Consider the following 15,287-nt stretch of genomic DNA (forward strand, 5'->3'; position numbering starts at 1 on the left):
CAGAAAGCCAAAAAGGGGGCGGCACGCCAGGCCAAGCCGGAAGCGCGCCGCCGCGGAGGAACGAAGAGCGGAAGGCCCGCCCTTCGGAACCACAAAAATTGTTCTGAACTCACACTGTATGGTCGCCCAAATCGATCTGAGGCACAACTTCAATCTGCTCAAAGTCCGCAACCGATTTACGTACAGCTTTAGAGACCGCCCTGGCAACCCTGTCGTCGAAGACGCCAGGGATAATGTAGTTTTCTGAGAGTTCTTCTGGTTCGATAACCCCCGCAATTGCCTCGGCCGCGACGCGTAAGACCTCGGTGGTGATCTCGGGGACTCTCGCGTCGAGAAGCCCACGGAAAAGGCCTGGGAACGCAAGAACGTTGTTGATTTGGTTGGGGAAATCTGAGCGTCCCGTTGCAACGATCTTTGCTGTCTTTGCGGCATCCTGGGGTGGAACTTCGGGTGTTGGATTTGCCAACGCAAAAACGATGGCTCCAGGGGCCATCTGGGCGATGTCATCACCGGTGAGAATGTTGCCTTGCGAAACACCGATGAACACGTCAGCGTCCTTGAGACCTTCCTGGAGGCTGCCCTTGACTCGCCGCGGATTCGTATTCTCAGCCAGCCACTTGCGGGATGGATGCATTCCTTCAGTATTATCGGCTGAAAGTGCGCCATCGCGACCGTACCCTACGATGTCTTGAGCCCCTTGTGCCTGCAAAAGCTTGATGATGGCGGAACCTGCGGCACCAACTCCTGACACCACAATGCGTACATCTTCGATCTTCTTGCCGGTCACCTTCAGCCCGTTGAGCAAGGCAGCTAAGACGACGATAGCTGTCCCATGTTGGTCATCATGGAAGACCGGGATGTCGAGTTCCTTGCGTAGTCGCTCTTCAATCTCAAAGCAGCGGGGTGCAGAAATATCTTCCAGGTTGATCCCGCCATAGGCAGGTGCGATCGCCTTAACTATGGAGATGATTTCTTCAGTATCTTTGGTATCGAGTACAACGGGGATAGCGTCGACACCACCGAAGTGCTTGAACAAAACGGCTTTTCCTTCCATGACTGGAAGAGCCGCTTCAGGGCCGATGTCACCTAAGCCCAAAACCGCTGTGCCGTCGGAAACCACAGCAATCGTATTGGCTTTCATTGTGAGGATATGGGCCTTGGACGGATTGTCGTGGATAGACCTACACACGCGCGCTACCCCTGGCGTGTACACGCGTGAAAGATCGTCGCGGTTACGTAGGGGAGTGCGGGGGGTAATCTCGATTTTTCCACCAACGTGGTCCAGGAACGTCTGATCTGCGACACTCTTGACAGTGATGCCGCGTAGGTCTTCTAAGAGTACGGCTAGCGAGCGCCGATGTTCAGTATCACGAACATCGCAGGTGACGTCAATGATGATACGGGGAGCTTCAGCCTCAGCAATGTCAAGACCTTTGATACCGGCTCCAGTTCCAGTTATCGCAGCAACAACGTCTGCGACACGGATCTTTTCCTCATTGACTAAGAGCCTGTATGAAGCGGTGTAGGAGGGAGAAACATACATCTTTGGGGCTTACCTTTCGTTGGTATGTACCCTAATTTTATCCCTGCACTACACCGCAGTCATAGGCTGTCTCATAGGCCCAAAGTCTGGGCTATGAGTTCGCGCACACGAGCAGCGTCAGCTTGGCCACGCGTTGCTTTCATAACGCCACCCACCAGCGCGCCGATGGCCTGTACTTTACCGCCACGAATCTTCTCAACAACATCGGGATTGTCCGCAATTTCCTGATCAATAGCACTTTGGAGAGCAGAGTCGTCGGAGACAACTTCCAACCCGCGTGCAGCAGCAACCTCAGCAGCGCCGCCTTCTCCTGCCAACATGCCCTCAAGTACCTGTCGCGCCATCTTATCCGTGAGTTTGCCCTCGTCCACCAAGGACTGCAATTCGGCGATTCCCTCTGCACTCACCGGCATATCAGCAAGCGCTTGACCGCCTTCTTTTGCGAGGCGTGAGAGTTCTCCCATCCACCACTTGCGCGCAGCAGCAGGACTTGCCCCAGCAGCAACAGTGGCCTCGATAAGATCGACAGCTCCTGCCGAGACGACGTCACGCATTTCCAGGTCTGAGAACCCCCACTCGGCAAGAAGTCGCCTGCGCTTTGCATGGGGCAGCTCAGGAAGTGAAAGCTTGAGTTCCTCAACCCACTGTGGGGTAGGTTCAAGAGGAACTAGGTCAGGTTCGGGGAAATACCTGTAGTCGTCCGCGTCCGACTTCTCACGGCCCGACGAGGTTGATCCGTCGTTCTCATGGAAGTGACGGGTCTCCTGGGTGATAGTCCCGCCCGCAGACAACACAGCCGCCTGACGCCCAACCTCGTAGCGAACCGCGCGCTCGATAGAACGGAACGAGTTGACGTTCTTCGTCTCAGTGCGCGTCCCAAAAGGATCCTCGGGAGTGCGACGTAACGACACGTTGATGTCAGCCCGTACATTCCCGCGTTCCATCCGAGCTTCCGATACGTCAAGGGCCCTAAAAATATCGCGCAGCGTCTGGACATATGCCGCAGCTACTTCAGCCGCGCGTTCGCCAGCACCTTCAATCGGACGCGAGACGATTTCGACAAGGGGAACGCCAGCTCGGTTGTAATCGACCAGAGAATAGTCGGCTCCGTGAATGCGCCCGTCAGAACCTCCCACGTGAGTGTTCTTTCCCGCATCCTCTTCCATATGTGCTCGCTCAATCTGGACGCGGAAAATCTCTCCGTCAGAGAGCTCCACATCGACCCAGCCATCGGCAGCAATAGGCTCATCCGATTGCGAAATCTGGTAGGCCTTCGTCAGATCGGGGTAGAAGTAGTTTTTGCGAGCAAAACGGCAATACTTGGCTATCGTGCAGTTAAGAGCCAGCCCGATACGAATAGCCGATTCTACGGCTTTCTCATTGACCACCGGCAAAGAACCAGGAAGTCCCAAAGACACAGGGGTAACAAAAGTATTGGGATCCCCACCAAACTGGTTTGGTGCGGCATCGAACATCTTAGTATCCGTGCCCAGCTCGACATGCACCTCGATACCCATCACGGGATCAAAGGCCTTGACTGCCTCCTGGTAGTCCATTACTTCGTCAGTCATGTCTCATCCTTCCCAGTCTGTGGCGGGCGAGGCGGCAGCAACGGCCGGACTCACATCTTCAACGAGCTGTGCCACCTTGTACATCACCGGATCGTTCTTCGCAGCAGCCACCACCTGGAAGCCGACCGGAAGCCCGTCCTCTGTGACAGCATTAGGAACAGACAGAGCCGGAGTTCCTGCCAAATTGGCTGGAATCGTAGCGGTGTCGTTCAAATACATTGCCAGTGGATCATCAATGCGCTCCCCAATGGGGAATGCTTTCGTGGGGGTCGTAGGTGAAACCAACACATCAACCTCACCAAAAACTCTCTCGAAGTCTCTTTGAATCAGCGTGCGAACCTTTTGCGCCGATCCATAGTAGGCGTCGTAGTATCCAGCCGACAGGACATGGGTTCCCAAGATAATGCGGCGCTTCACCTCATCACCAAACCCGGCTTCACGAGTGGCTGCCATGACACGTTCTGCCGTCACTGGCCCCTCGGTGGGATCAACACGGAGGCCATAGCGCATACCGTCAAACCGGGCCAAGTTAGAAGAGGCTTCTGCAGGCATGATGAGATAGTAAGCTGCCAGTGCATAGTCGAAACTTGGGCACGATACCTCTTTGATTTCGGCTCCAGCTTCACGCAAAGCATCGACCGTGCGGTTGAAAGCCTCGAGAACTTCTGGTGAATAGCCTTCGCCGGAGAGCTCTTTGACAACACCAATCTTAAGGCCAGATGCATCACGCGTTCCGCGAGTCTGCGCAACAGTAGAACTCACAGGGGGCGCCGGTTCTGGAAGCGACGTGGAGTCGAGAGGATCATGACCACCAATGAGTTCTTGCAAGGCTGCTGCATCCGCCACATTACGAGTGACCGGACCAATCTGGTCCAGCGAGGAAGCAAGTGCAACCAGGCCATAGCGGGAAACACCGCCATAGGTGGGTTTTACACCGACAGTTCCTGTGAATGCACCCGGTTGACGGATTGATCCGCCCGTATCTGAGCCTAATGCCCACGGAACCAGGAACGCCGACACGGCAGCTGCCGATCCGCCGCCAGAGCCACCAGGTATACGAGACTCATCCCAGGGATTACGTGTCACTCCGAACGCTGAAAACTCTGTGGATGAACCCATAGCAAATTCATCCAAGTTGGTTTTACCAACAATGGGTAGCCCGGCTTCCTTGATGCGTTCAACAACGGTTGCATCATAAGGAGGTTTCCACCCATCAAGAATCTTCGACGAACACGTAGTTGTGAGACCACGGGTCACAATATTGTCCTTAACCGCGATGGGGATTCCGGCCAGGGGGTGCAGCTTCTCGCCCAATGCGCGCTTGCGGTCCACTTCTGTGGCCTGTTCTAAAGCACCTTTAGCATCTACTGCAAGAAAAGCGTTGATACGTGGGTTCAGTGCGGCAATGCGGTCAAGGCATGCTTGAGTCAAGTCCACCGAGCTAATCTCACCAGATTGCAGGAGTTCCGAGAGCTCTAGTGCTGACTTCGTCAAAAGGTCATTCATCAGTCTTCCTCCAAAATCTGCGGCACCTGGAATTGCCCCTCTTCGGCTGCCGGAGCCTGCGCTAACACTTCAGAGCGGTTCAATGTGGCGCCAACGATATCGGGACGCATGACATTAGTCAGTGGCAGCGGATGGGAGGTTGCCGGAATATCGGGCGTAGCCACCTCGGAAACTTTAGCGACGGAGCCTGCAATGAGGTCAAGCTCGCCAGCTAGACGTTGAATCTCGTCTTCCGTGAGGGCAATGCGGGCGAGTTCTGCGACACGCGCGACTTCTTCTGCGGAGAATCTGGACATGATGCCAATCTTAGCTCGGTCTGTCGTTCCTCCAGTAACTCTGGACGGTCCACGATAAGATACATAGGTGTTTAATGATTCGTCGCGGTGGGTGAAGGCTCTCAAATATGCTGGCCTTGGGGTAGTGACGGCTCAAGCGGCTGCTGTGGTTGCAGTTCACCTAGTTGACCGCGTTCGACGAGCACGCATACCGGGCGGTGTTCGGGGTTTCCCCACGCTTCCACCGCGTAATGTTGCTGTAGGCGATAACGACCTGCGCGTATATGTGGAAGGTAAATCGCTCTACCATGACATGCTAGAGGCTATACGCCAGGCGCAAGAGACTATCTACTTTGAGACTTATGCGTGGCGTGGAGACTCCATCGGCAAGATGTTTAAAAACGCTTTGTACGAGGCGGCGGATCGGGGAGTCAAGGTCTACATAGTTTTCGATGGCTTTGGAACTCTCAACCAAAGTCCGCGGTTCCGTCATTTTCCAAAACACCCAAATTTGTGGGCGCATCGGCTTTCAGAGATTCGTGCCGGACTCTTCTTGATGGATATGCGACGCACGGGTAGAACCCACCGCAAGATTTTGGTTGTTGACGACGCCGTCGGCTTTGTCGGTGGCTTTAACATTGGTGAGGACTTTGGGATTGAATGGCGAGACACCCATGTGCGCGTAGTGGGGCCAGCAGTCGAGGAGCTCTCAAATGGTTTTGTAGGGTTTTGGAATACTCTTCGCGGAAAGCAACCGAAGTTAGAGCGCAAATTTGTTGGCCAATGGGACGCCCCTATCAAGGCGGCCTTTAATCTTCCATCGCGATTACTCTTTCCCGTTCGAGGGCTCTATTTGGATGCCATTGAGCGGGCAAAAGACCACATTCTCATTACAACTGCATATTTCATTCCTGACCGAGAACTCCTTGGCGGATTGGTGGCTGCGGCCGAGAGAGGTGTGAGGGTGCGCGTCCTCATTCCCGAATACTCCAATCACATTCTTGCCGACTGGGTGGCATGGCCTTTCTACGGTGAGCTTTTAGGGGCTGGCGTAGAAATTTGGCTTTATCAGCACGCGATGATTCACTCGAAGACAATGACAGTTGACGGAGTGTGGTCGACGGTGGGGACTGCCAACCTCGACCGGCTTTCGCTTATGGGCAACTTTGAAGTCAATCTGCAGATATATTCGCCAGAGTTTGCTGCCGTTCTTGAGGACGTATTCGACAACGATCTAACAACTTCACGTTGCCTTACCTTGAGCGAATGGGAAGGGCGCGGGCCGCTGCAGCGCCTCGGGGAAAAACTCATAGCACCATTCCGCGCTATCGTCTAGCTTCTCAGCGCAACAGCCTGGGCGATGTGGTGGTTGCCGGGGCGGCATACCACCCCGTGTACGGTTTTATGACCCCGTACGTGGTGAGGAGAGGATAATACCCCCAGCCACTCAAGAGAATCCGTTGAGTCTTAGTTATCGTCGTGCACTGCCTGGGCGGGATTACTAGCTTTGGTGCGCGCCTCAACCTCGGCAGGGGTTTCACCGCGGCGTGTTCCTGCCAGACGGATCACAGCAAAAATCAATGTGACGGCGAGTAAGGCCGCAAAACCACACATCACTGAAGGAATACCGCTGCGAGTGGCAGGGTCGATGAGTCCGACAGTAATGGTTGGCAGAATAAAGACCGCATAGCCAATGGCAAGCCAGTAGAGCGCCCAGGACGTGCGATGATTATCGGCCTTATAGCCCCAGTAAAGGGATACGAAAGTACCAATAGCCAAGAACACATAGTAATAAGTGCCGTACATCCACATCGCGTCGGTGTTTGCTTGGAAGACAACCCAGTTACTGCTGGGAGCCTCACATTTGTCACCGGTCACTCCGTGAATAGCGAAGAGCCAATAGAGAACAAATGCTGCGCATAACACGTACATGACGATCTGTGCCCATAGGTTCTTTTTCCCCGCAATCGCCATCGCCAGGGAGATTCCCAAAGGGGGCAGCATGGTAATTGACGCATAGGCAATGTGATACCAGGGGAAGCCCCCTCCAAGACCACACAAGATGAACTCAGACATCTGCATTCCACCAAGGAATACCAATAGTCCGATGGTGAGCCAGCCAACCTTGTTGAGTCGGTAGCGCAGAGCAACCCATAGTGCGCCTCCAAACTCTAAGACCATGGTGGCGAGCATTGCTTCGGGGGAAAAACATCCAATTTTTCCCAGTTGTACAGCCTTGCGAACCCTTTTCAGCATGAAATTCCCCTTGTGTTGACATGCGATAGTACATATCTTACGGATTATTGGGGATAATGGTGTCATGACGAGGTTAGAAGTGGGCGAAAGCGCCCCCAAGTTCACTGTGGAAACACCGCGCGGCACCGTATCTCTTGACGAGTTGATAGATCGGGCCAGCAAAGGAGTTATCGTCTATTTCTATCCAAAAGCTGGTACCCCTGGCTGCACGAAGGAGGCCTGCGACTTTCGTGACAATCTCGCCGCTCTTCGCACCGATGGCTATGAGGTCATCGGTATTAGTCCCGACTCAGTGGAAGCACTGGAACGCTTTGCCAGCAAGAATGATCTCGGCTTTACTCTGGGATCCGACAGTGATCACACCGTCATGAACGCTTGGGGAACCTGGGGAGAAAAAAAGAACTATGGGCGCGTATTCGAAGGCGTGATCCGTTCTACCTTTGTGGTGGGAAAAGATGGGAAACTCGCCCTCGCGCAATATAACGTCAAAGCCACTGGCCATGTTGCTCGGCTCTTGCGTGATATCGCATGAAAGCGGTATTGCTCGGAAGTGGGGAATTAGGTAAAGAAGTTGCCATTGAGCTTGCTCGCTTGGGGGTGGACGTTGTTGCTGTCGATCGCTACGCGGGTGCGCCTGCTATGCATGTCACTCCCTTCCATAAAATCATCGATATGACTGATGCGGATGCTATACGTTACCTCCTTATAGAAGAAGAACCCGATCTAGTGATCCCAGAAATTGAAGCAATCGCAACGTCTGTTCTCGTTGACCTTGAGAGAGATTTCCCGGTTGTTCCCTCAGCACGTGCGGTGCATCTAACGATGAACCGTGAGGGAATTCGCCGACTGGTTGCGGAAGAACTGCAGCTCCCCACCAGCCCATATTGTTTTGTTGATTCTCCTGAGGAAATGAGAGAAGCCGCGCGAAGCATTGGCTTGCCCTGTGTGGTCAAACCCGTGATGTCTTCGTCTGGAAAAGGACAGTCGGTCCTGCGGGACATGAATCAGGTGGACGAGGCGTGGCGGTACGCCCTGGAAGGTGCACGCGGAAAATCTGTTCGATGCATTGTCGAAGGATTCGTCAATTTTGATGCGGAAATTACCCTGCTCACAGTGCAACACTCAGGCGGGATCACATTCTTTGACCCGATCTACCACCTGCAAATAGATGGAGACTATGCAGAATCGTGGATGGACCTGCCCGGAGAGACTATCGAACAGGCACAAGACTTGGCGCAGAAAGTTGTCAAAGCCTTGGGCGGATGGGGTCTTTTTGGGGTTGAGCTATTTCTAGTCGGTGACGAAGTCATTTTCTCCGAGGTTTCTCCTAGACCTCACGACACCGGACTGGTGACGATGGCAGCGGGTGATATTTCCGAGTTTGCAGCCCATGCCCGGGCTGTTTTGGGTATTCCGGTCCCACCACCGCAACGATTTCCGCAAGCGGTAGCTTCAGTTCCCATCAAAGTGCGCGGCAAAGGAAGACCTATTCTGACAGGTCTAGATGAGGCTTGCCGTGTTGATTCCTCCGTTCAAGTGAGGGATTTTGGTAAACCGTATGTGGATGGTGAAAGACGTATCGCAGTTGTGGTGGCGCGCGGCGCGTCGTCTGAAGATGCGCGGCGCCTCGCCCATAGGGCAGCCTCAAAAATTGATGTGATGCTGGTCGACTGACTGCTCGCGGCCGTACGTGCAGGCCCCGTGACTGCATACTCGGGTATGTGGCACAATGGCGTAGTGCTCGATACAGCGCAGGATGCGATTACTCAAGGTGACCTGATAGTCATTCCCACCGATACTGTGTATGGCATTGCCGCAGACCCGTTCAGTTCAACAGCGGTAGATAGGCTTTTGGTAGCAAAAGGGAGAAGCCTGACAATGCCGCCTCCCATCTTAGTGGCGGACATGGAGCAGGCGCTTTCGGTAGCGCAGGTGCCAGGTTCTTTGCAGGCACTATGGCCCGGTGCGGTGACAGTAATTGTGAAGCCAATCAAAAAACTGGGGTGGGAGGCAGAAACTGTCGCTATAAGAGTCCCGGATTGGCAAAGTACCCGGAGCCTTCTATATGAGACGGGCCCCCTGGCTGTAACATCGGCCAATATCACGGGAATGCCGCCAGCAACCACTATCGAGATGGCTCAGGAGTATTTTGGAGACAGCGTAGCTGTCTATATTGATGGGGGAGAGTCTCCCTTGGGGCTTGCTTCGACCATCGTTGACCTGACTGGAGTAACGCCAACACTTGTGCGAAGAGGCGCGGTAGAGTGGGATGACGTTATGGCGGCTCTCAATTAGATAATGCGCACTTACCTTCTTCTCATGTTCCTCGCTGCGGCGGTGACGATGCTTCTCACCCCAGCGGCTCGGCGTTTTGCACTGACTTTTAGAGTCCTCACCCCACTGCGTGAACGTGACGTACATACTGTGCCAACACCGCGCATGGGTGGCTTGGCTATGACTGCGGGATTTGCCACCGCGATTATCCTTGGAAGCCAGATTCCTTTTCTTCATGAAGTTTTTTCAAACCGACCCGTTTGGGCGGTCTTATGTGGTGCTTTGGCTATCTGCCTACTGGGGACAATTGACGATATTCTTGAGCTCGATTGGATGACAAAACTGGCGGGGCAGGTGCTTATCGCAGCTCTGATGGCCATGAACGGTGTTCAGCTCATTAGTTTCCCACTGTTTGGTCTCACGATCGGTTCCTCACGTCTATCGATACTGGTGTCGATCTTGGTCATCGTCACTATCATTAACGCCGTCAACTTTGTGGACGGGTTGGATGGCTTAGCCGCAGGTGTTCTGGCAATCGGGGGGGCCAGTTTTTTCACTTATTCGTATTTGCTCACCGTAGTGATGGACTCTGCATCATACGCGACATCGGCAGCGGTCATCATGGCGGGCATGGTAGGTGCCTGTATTGGATTTTTGTGGTTCAACTTTCATCCAGCCTCCATCTTCATGGGTGATTCGGGTGCAATGGTGCTGGGGCTTTTGATCGCCTCGGCAGGAATCATCGTCACCGGGCAGGTTAGGCCCAACCTTCTTGAGGGGGACCCGATAATCACCAGTGTGCTACCGCTGCTTCTTCCTCTAGTTGTCATCGTGATCCCTCTTGTCGATCTGGTCATTACTGCAGTGGGAAGAATTCTTCACGGAAAGAGTCCTACTACCGCTGATCGGACTCACCTCCATGACCGGTTGCTCGATGCAGGACACTCACACCGTTCGGTGGTTTTAGTTCTGTGGGCATGGACGTTATTGCTATGTGCAGTAGGTGTGGCTCTTCTGGTAGTTCCCCTCCACATAGTGGCTATCAGCGGGACAATCGTTGCCCTACTACTTGTTCTTGTGACTGCCCAGCTTTTCCCCGGAATGAAACGTCCTAAAGGAATTGGGGTTCCAGGTGGGCGCACGGCGGTCGATGATGGCATCAAGGTCATCAGCCGTGGCCAATATGTTCACCCGTTCCGTCCGACAGGGAAGGATCATCGTGAAGACTCTCAAGACACGTGAGTATGCCCACCGAGTGCGATCGGGTCTCCAATGGGCTCTCGCCATTGTTGTCGTGGGCGGACTGATTGCTACTCTATTGTTGCCTGGCAGACCCATAAGCTCTGCTCTGATTGGTATTGCCGCGGCCACAGTCATCATTGAGGTGAGTGCTTTCAGTATCTCCAAAATGGTCGATTCTGATGATCTAGGTATTGGGTGGGTGATTGCGGACTACCTGATCAAAATAGCCGCAATCGCGTTAGCTATCCTCATCCCCAAGTCGGTGGGAGGATTCAATTTGCCAGTCATAGCTGCGATCGTCGTCGCATCAATTGTGGTGACTCTGGTCATACAGTTGCGTTCCATGCAGGTCAAGTTGGAAGAATCATGAGATGTGAAGATGCGAAGAGCGACTGAAGTGCTATCATCTGAAAGGATTTTGCCCGATACCAACATGGGAGTTGCCCTGAGTTCTGTTGACGCAGTAGAAGTCGCGCCGACCAAAGCTGAGAAGGCGTCTGATTTGCGACGATTCCCAACTTGGTGGTGGATCGGTGCCATTGTTATTGTTGCGATTCTTATCTGGTCTTTCTTCGCTGGTTTTCTCCCGATGATGGAGAATCCCGCAGAAATCCATCAGCCCGGCGTTGGGGACTTTTTCCCTGAGGCAGCGATATGGGAAGGGACCGTTTTTGAAGTCAACCGCCTCGTCATTGCTCGCATACTTGCTGCTGTGGTTGTGTGTGCGGTGGTCGGTATTGTCGCTCTGCGAGTGACGAAGGTACCCACCAGGGGACAGGCTGCTATCGAAGTTGTTGCCGAGTACGTTCGCCGCAATATTGGTATTGAACTGATGGGTAATAAACGTGGACGACGCTATGCCATCACCCTGGCCGTGATTTTCTTTGGCGTCTTCGCAATGAACCTCACGGGAATAATCCCCGGTATTAATATTGCAGCTTCGTCTGTCATGTCTGTTCCATTAGTTTTTGCAGTCTTTGCGTACGTGTCATTTGTCGTTGCAGGTATCAGAGAGCGCGGCGGACTGAGGTTCTTCAAAGAGCAGCTTATGCCTGCAGGCGTTCCTAAGCTCATGTATTTGTTGCTTACGCCGATTGAGCTATTCTCGACCTTCGTTGTGCGTCCTTGTTCGCTGGCTATTCGACTTTTAGCGAATATGATTGCGGGTCACATTCTCCTTGCGACGTGCTACTTTGGTACACAATCACTATTAGTTGCAACAGGTGGTCTCAAGATTATCTCTGTAGCCACTTTCGCGGGTGCGATAGCCGTGACCGCATTTGAACTTTTTGTCGCGTTGCTTCAGGCGTATGTATTCACTCTTCTCACCGCCGTCTATATCAAAATGTCCGTTGAGGCACACTAGTCCCTCACATACGAAAGTAAGGAAATACAATATGACCGGTTCCATCGCCATTCTCGGATACGGCTTGGCTACACTCGGCCCAGGTATTGGCATTGGCATTCTGATTGGTAAGACTCAGGAAGCTACTGCGCGTCAGCCCGAAGTTGCTTCGAAACTCTTTACGAACATGATTCTCGGCGTTGCGTTTGTTGAGGTGCTGGGTCTGATTGGCTTCGTTCTAGCTCTGATCAAATAGTCGTGATGGTATTTTTAGCAGCAGAAGCAGGCGAGGCTAGCTCAGGGAGCTCAAATCTTCTGCTTCCACCCGTATATGAGATCTTCTGGTCCGCCATCATATTCTTGGGACTGTGGATTGTCTTAGGCTTGGCCCTCAAGAAGATTTACGCCAAAATTGATGAGCGCAACGAAGAAATCGAAGCTGGCTTAGACGCGGCTGCGCAATCTCAAGAACAGGCCGCGTTGGCAGAGCGTGAGCGCAAAGACCTTCTCCGGGATGCCAATGAGCAGGCACGTGAGGTGCGGGAGAAGGCCTCACAAGACGCTCAACGGATTGTTGCTCAAGCCAAGACAGAAGCTCAAAGTGAAGCAGCGCGTATCACTGACAATGCTACGAAACAGATTGCAGCTGAGCGGGCGGCGGCCGAACTTACCCTGCGACGCGATGTTGGCGAGTTAGCGACTGAGCTAGCTGAGAAAATCATCGGTGAAAAGCTCAAAGATGACGAGGTTTCGTCCCGAGTCATCGACCGCTTTATGGATCAGCTGGAATCCAGCATGGAAACTGAAGGAGCGAATGCTCAGTGAGTGCGGAGCAGCTAAGTAACCTGGCGGAAGGCCGCTCGGTTTTAGAGACGGTAGTTACGTCTGCCGATGCGGATGTCATCGGTGCTGAGCTGCTAAACGCTGCCGACCTCATTTCAGGTAATTCGGGTCTGCTTCGAGCGTTCACCGATCAATCACGCAGTAGCGCAGACCGGGGTCGTCTTGCTGAGAAGATATTTGCCGAGCATTGCACCGAATCAGTGCTGAGCGTCATTCGCACGATTGTGGTTCAGCATTGGTCTAGCCCAAAGGCATTTCTTGAAGCCTTAGAGAACTTGGGGGTAACTGCCTATCTTTTAGGGGCCCGCCAACGAGCTGAACTGCGGTTGGTCCAGTCGGAGCTTTTCGCGGTAACTCAGCTTTTGTCCGATAGTCGAGATTTACGAATTCAGCTTTCGGAACTTGGCCAAGGAACGGTAGGTGCGCGTGCTGCTCTCATGGGGAAGATTCTGGGTGACAGTGTTCAGCCGACTACTCGCGCCCTCGTGCAGCGTGCGGTGGAGCGGTCTCATCACGGTAGGCTGCTGCAAACCCTCAGAGAGTATGAAAAGCAAGCTGCTGAACTTGGCGGCACGCAATTGGTCACCGTCGCTACTGCCCGAGATCTCACAGGCAGTCAGCGTGAACGCATGAAGAACTTGGTGGAACGTCAGTTGGGACATCCAGTCACACTCGCTGTGGCTGTAGATCCTGACTTGGTGGGCGGTTTCCGCATCAATTATGGCGAGGAAGCGGTGGACTCGTCTATCCGCTCAGACATCGCTAAAGCCAAACGGGCTCTCACGCGCCCTAAGACAAGGTAGAGGAACGGAACATGGCAGATCTGGGAATCAGTGTCGAAGATATTCGCGCTGCGCTTGACGACTATGTCGAGTCATACCAGCCAACAGGCGCCGAAGCCGAAGAGGTTGGGCACGTTACTGAGACAGCCGATGGTATCGCCCATGTCGAGGGGCTGCCAGGCGCGATGGCCAATGAGCTCCTGCGCTTTGAAGATGGAACCTATGGCCTTGCCATGAACTTAGAGCCCCGCGAGATTGGCACGGTCGTGTTGGGCGACTTTGGTGGTATCGAAGAGGGCCAGGAGGTACGTCGCACTGGTGAGGTTCTCTCCGTTCCGGTGGGGGACGGCTACCTCGGTCGCGTCGTTGATCCCTTAGGCGCACCCCTTGACGGCTTGGGGGAAATCAAAGATATTGAGGGACGGCGTGCCCTAGAGCTCCAGGCCCCCGGTGTGATGGCTCGTAAGTCGGTGCATGAACCACTTCAGACTGGCCTCAAAGCTATCGACTCAATGATTCCGATTGGCCGTGGGCAGCGTCAGCTGATCATTGGAGATCGTCAGACTGGCAAGACAGCTATTGCGTTGGACACCATTCTCAACCAGCGGGAAAACTGGTTGTCAGGTGATCCGCAGAAACAGGTTCGTTGTATTTACGTTGCGATTGGTCAAAAGGGGTCAACTATTGCATCGGTGCGTCAAACACTTGCTGATGCTGGAGCGCTGGATTACACAACAATCGTCGCCTCCCCAGCCTCTGACCCAGCTGGCTTCAAATACTTAGCCCCCTATACGGGGTCGGCTATTGGCCAGCACTGGATGTACGAAGGAAAGCACGTTCTTATCATCTTTGATGATCTTTCGAAGCAGGCTGAAGCCTACCGTGCAGTGTCCCTGCTTTTGCGACGTCCACCGGGCCGTGAAGCGTATCCTGGCGACGTGTTCTACTTGCATTCGCGTCTCTTGGAACGCTGCGCAAAGCTCTCCGATGAACTAGGTGGCGGTTCAATGACGGGGCTTCCGATCATCGAAACCAAAGCAAACGACGTGTCAGCCTATATTCCGACCAACGTTATTTCGATTACTGACGGACAGATATTCCTTCAGTCGGATCTTTTCAACGCCAATCAGCGCCCAGCTGTTGACGTAGGTATCTCAGTATCCCGTGTGGGTGGTGACGCTCAGATCAAGGCAATGAAGAAGGTGGCTGGTACTCTCAAGCTTACTTTGGCCCAGTACCGATCCATGGCAGCTTTTGCCATGTTTGCCTCAGACTTGGATGAAACCACTCGAAAGCAGCTCATCCGCGGTGAGCGTCTCATGGAACTGCTTAAGCAATCGCAAAACTCGCCGATGAAGGTTCAAGACCAGGTTGTCGTGATTTGGGCCGGAACTAACGGTTTCTTGGATGATTTGACTCTTGATCAAGTTCGCCCATTCCAAGACGGTCTATTAGATTACGTGGGAGCGCATTCGAAGGTCCTGGAAACTATCGCAGATACGGGCCTGCTCGAATCAGACACGGAAGAAGAACTGCGGCGCGTAGTTACTGAGTACCACGATACTTACCTGACCGAAACCGCAAGCGATTCCGGTGAGGTTGAAGCACACCGCACAGAAGAGACAATTTCGACTGCGCGGAAGGGCTAGT

16 protein-coding genes are annotated in these 15,287 nt (G+C 53.6%); 11 read left to right on the plus strand and 5 right to left on the minus strand.

What is annotated here, in order from left to right; all coding sequences use genetic code 11:
- Positions 1–109: 109 nt before the first annotated feature.
- From FYJ24_RS08145 to gatC, 4 genes are all read right to left on the minus strand, one after another.
- Entirely contained in the window at positions 110–1,543 is a 1,434-nt protein-coding gene (locus tag FYJ24_RS08145; protein ID WP_154545362.1) for an NAD-dependent malic enzyme, read from the minus strand.
- Positions 1,544–1,614: 71 nt separating this feature from the next.
- Positions 1,615–3,114, minus strand: coding sequence for an Asp-tRNA(Asn)/Glu-tRNA(Gln) amidotransferase subunit GatB (gene gatB / locus FYJ24_RS08150; RefSeq protein ID WP_154545364.1), 1,500 nt, complete (start codon positions 3,112–3,114; stop codon positions 1,615–1,617).
- A gap of 3 nt (positions 3,115–3,117) precedes the next feature.
- Positions 3,118–4,620, minus strand: a complete 1,503-nt coding sequence (gene gatA, locus FYJ24_RS08155; protein ID WP_154545366.1) for an Asp-tRNA(Asn)/Glu-tRNA(Gln) amidotransferase subunit GatA — start codon at positions 4,618–4,620, stop codon at positions 3,118–3,120.
- Positions 4,620–4,916, minus strand: coding sequence for an Asp-tRNA(Asn)/Glu-tRNA(Gln) amidotransferase subunit GatC (gene gatC / locus FYJ24_RS08160; RefSeq protein ID WP_154545368.1), 297 nt, complete (start codon positions 4,914–4,916; stop codon positions 4,620–4,622). Before gatC ends, gatA begins: the two co-directional genes overlap by 1 nt.
- A gap of 67 nt (positions 4,917–4,983) precedes the next feature.
- Here gatC and FYJ24_RS08165 point away from each other — a divergent pair, with 67 nt between their 5' ends.
- A complete protein-coding gene (locus FYJ24_RS08165) occupies positions 4,984–6,231 on the plus strand; it encodes a phospholipase D-like domain-containing protein (protein ID WP_318656598.1) in 1,248 nt (415 codons plus the stop codon).
- 131 nt (positions 6,232–6,362) lie between these two features.
- Here the strand turns inward: FYJ24_RS08165 and FYJ24_RS08170 are convergent, their stop codons facing one another.
- Positions 6,363–7,151, minus strand: coding sequence for a hypothetical protein (locus FYJ24_RS08170; protein ID WP_154545370.1), 789 nt, complete (start codon positions 7,149–7,151; stop codon positions 6,363–6,365).
- Positions 7,152–7,215: 64 nt separating this feature from the next.
- Here FYJ24_RS08170 and bcp point away from each other — a divergent pair, with 64 nt between their 5' ends.
- Genes bcp through atpA form a run of 10 tightly spaced genes read left to right on the plus strand, consistent with a single transcriptional unit; the run spans position 7,216 to position 15,286 of the window.
- Positions 7,216–7,683 (plus strand): thioredoxin-dependent thiol peroxidase, encoded by a 468-nt coding sequence (gene bcp, locus FYJ24_RS08175; protein WP_154545372.1) that lies wholly within the window; start codon positions 7,216–7,218, stop codon positions 7,681–7,683.
- Positions 7,680–8,825 carry a formate-dependent phosphoribosylglycinamide formyltransferase gene (gene purT, locus FYJ24_RS08180; protein WP_154545373.1) on the plus strand — a complete coding sequence of 382 codons (1,146 nt, stop codon included), beginning with the start codon at positions 7,680–7,682 and terminating at the stop codon, positions 8,823–8,825. Before bcp ends, purT begins: the two co-directional genes overlap by 4 nt.
- Before the next feature lie 27 nt (positions 8,826–8,852).
- Positions 8,853–9,446 carry an L-threonylcarbamoyladenylate synthase gene (locus FYJ24_RS08185; protein WP_318656599.1) on the plus strand — a complete coding sequence of 198 codons (594 nt, stop codon included), beginning with the start codon at positions 8,853–8,855 and terminating at the stop codon, positions 9,444–9,446.
- 3 nt (positions 9,447–9,449) lie between these two features.
- On the plus strand, positions 9,450–10,667 hold the full coding sequence (locus FYJ24_RS08190; protein WP_154545375.1) for a glycosyltransferase family 4 protein: 1,218 nt from the start codon (positions 9,450–9,452) through the stop codon (positions 10,665–10,667).
- A complete protein-coding gene (locus FYJ24_RS08195; RefSeq protein ID WP_154545377.1) occupies positions 10,645–11,037 on the plus strand; it encodes a hypothetical protein in 393 nt (130 codons plus the stop codon). The genes FYJ24_RS08190 and FYJ24_RS08195 overlap by 23 nt, the downstream gene beginning before the upstream one ends.
- Before the next feature lie 9 nt (positions 11,038–11,046).
- Positions 11,047–12,033 carry a F0F1 ATP synthase subunit A gene (gene atpB / locus FYJ24_RS08200; RefSeq protein ID WP_225872085.1) on the plus strand — a complete coding sequence of 329 codons (987 nt, stop codon included), beginning with the start codon at positions 11,047–11,049 and terminating at the stop codon, positions 12,031–12,033.
- A gap of 31 nt (positions 12,034–12,064) precedes the next feature.
- The gene (gene atpE, locus FYJ24_RS08205; RefSeq protein WP_154545379.1) at positions 12,065–12,268 is read left to right on the plus strand and encodes an ATP synthase F0 subunit C; all 204 of its coding nucleotides are present in this window, start codon (positions 12,065–12,067) and stop codon (positions 12,266–12,268) included.
- Between the two features lie 5 nt (positions 12,269–12,273).
- Positions 12,274–12,837, plus strand: a complete 564-nt coding sequence (gene atpF, locus FYJ24_RS08210) for a F0F1 ATP synthase subunit B (RefSeq protein ID WP_154545381.1) — start codon at positions 12,274–12,276, stop codon at positions 12,835–12,837.
- Complete coding sequence (locus tag FYJ24_RS13415) at positions 12,834–13,658, plus strand: F0F1 ATP synthase subunit delta (protein ID WP_154545383.1); 825 nt, start codon at positions 12,834–12,836, stop codon at positions 13,656–13,658. Before atpF ends, FYJ24_RS13415 begins: the two co-directional genes overlap by 4 nt.
- Positions 13,659–13,669: 11 nt before the next feature.
- Positions 13,670–15,286, plus strand: a complete 1,617-nt coding sequence (gene atpA / locus FYJ24_RS08220; protein WP_154545385.1) for a F0F1 ATP synthase subunit alpha — start codon at positions 13,670–13,672, stop codon at positions 15,284–15,286.
- Position 15,287 lies beyond the last annotated feature (1 nt).

It is taken from the genome of Scrofimicrobium canadense, from assembly GCF_009696615.1.
GTDB classification, from domain to species: Bacteria; Actinomycetota; Actinomycetes; order Actinomycetales; family Actinomycetaceae; genus Scrofimicrobium; species Scrofimicrobium canadense.

What these genes read in the sequence shown, in the direction of transcription:
- FYJ24_RS08145 (WP_154545362.1), bottom strand. Translation starts at nt 1,543, where the DNA reads ATGTATGTTTCTCCCTCCTACACCGCTTCATACAGGCTCTTAGTCAAT.
- gatB (WP_154545364.1), bottom strand. Translation starts at nt 3,114, where the DNA reads ATGACTGACGAAGTAATGGACTACCAGGAGGCAGTCAAGGCCTTTGAT.
- gatA (WP_154545366.1), bottom strand. Translation starts at nt 4,620, where the DNA reads ATGAATGACCTTTTGACGAAGTCAGCACTAGAGCTCTCGGAACTCCTG.
- gatC (WP_154545368.1), bottom strand. Translation starts at nt 4,916, where the DNA reads ATGTCCAGATTCTCCGCAGAAGAAGTCGCGCGTGTCGCAGAACTCGCC.
- FYJ24_RS08170 (WP_154545370.1), bottom strand. Translation starts at nt 7,151, where the DNA reads ATGCTGAAAAGGGTTCGCAAGGCTGTACAACTGGGAAAAATTGGATGT.
- bcp (WP_154545372.1), top strand. Translation starts at nt 7,216, where the DNA reads ATGACGAGGTTAGAAGTGGGCGAAAGCGCCCCCAAGTTCACTGTGGAA.
- purT (WP_154545373.1), top strand. Translation starts at nt 7,680, where the DNA reads ATGAAAGCGGTATTGCTCGGAAGTGGGGAATTAGGTAAAGAAGTTGCC.
- FYJ24_RS08190 (WP_154545375.1), top strand. Translation starts at nt 9,450, where the DNA reads ATGCGCACTTACCTTCTTCTCATGTTCCTCGCTGCGGCGGTGACGATG.
- atpB (WP_225872085.1), top strand. Translation starts at nt 11,047, where the DNA reads ATGCGAAGAGCGACTGAAGTGCTATCATCTGAAAGGATTTTGCCCGAT.
- atpE (WP_154545379.1), top strand. Translation starts at nt 12,065, where the DNA reads ATGACCGGTTCCATCGCCATTCTCGGATACGGCTTGGCTACACTCGGC.
- atpF (WP_154545381.1), top strand. Translation starts at nt 12,274, where the DNA reads ATGGTATTTTTAGCAGCAGAAGCAGGCGAGGCTAGCTCAGGGAGCTCA.
- atpA (WP_154545385.1), top strand. Translation starts at nt 13,670, where the DNA reads ATGGCAGATCTGGGAATCAGTGTCGAAGATATTCGCGCTGCGCTTGAC.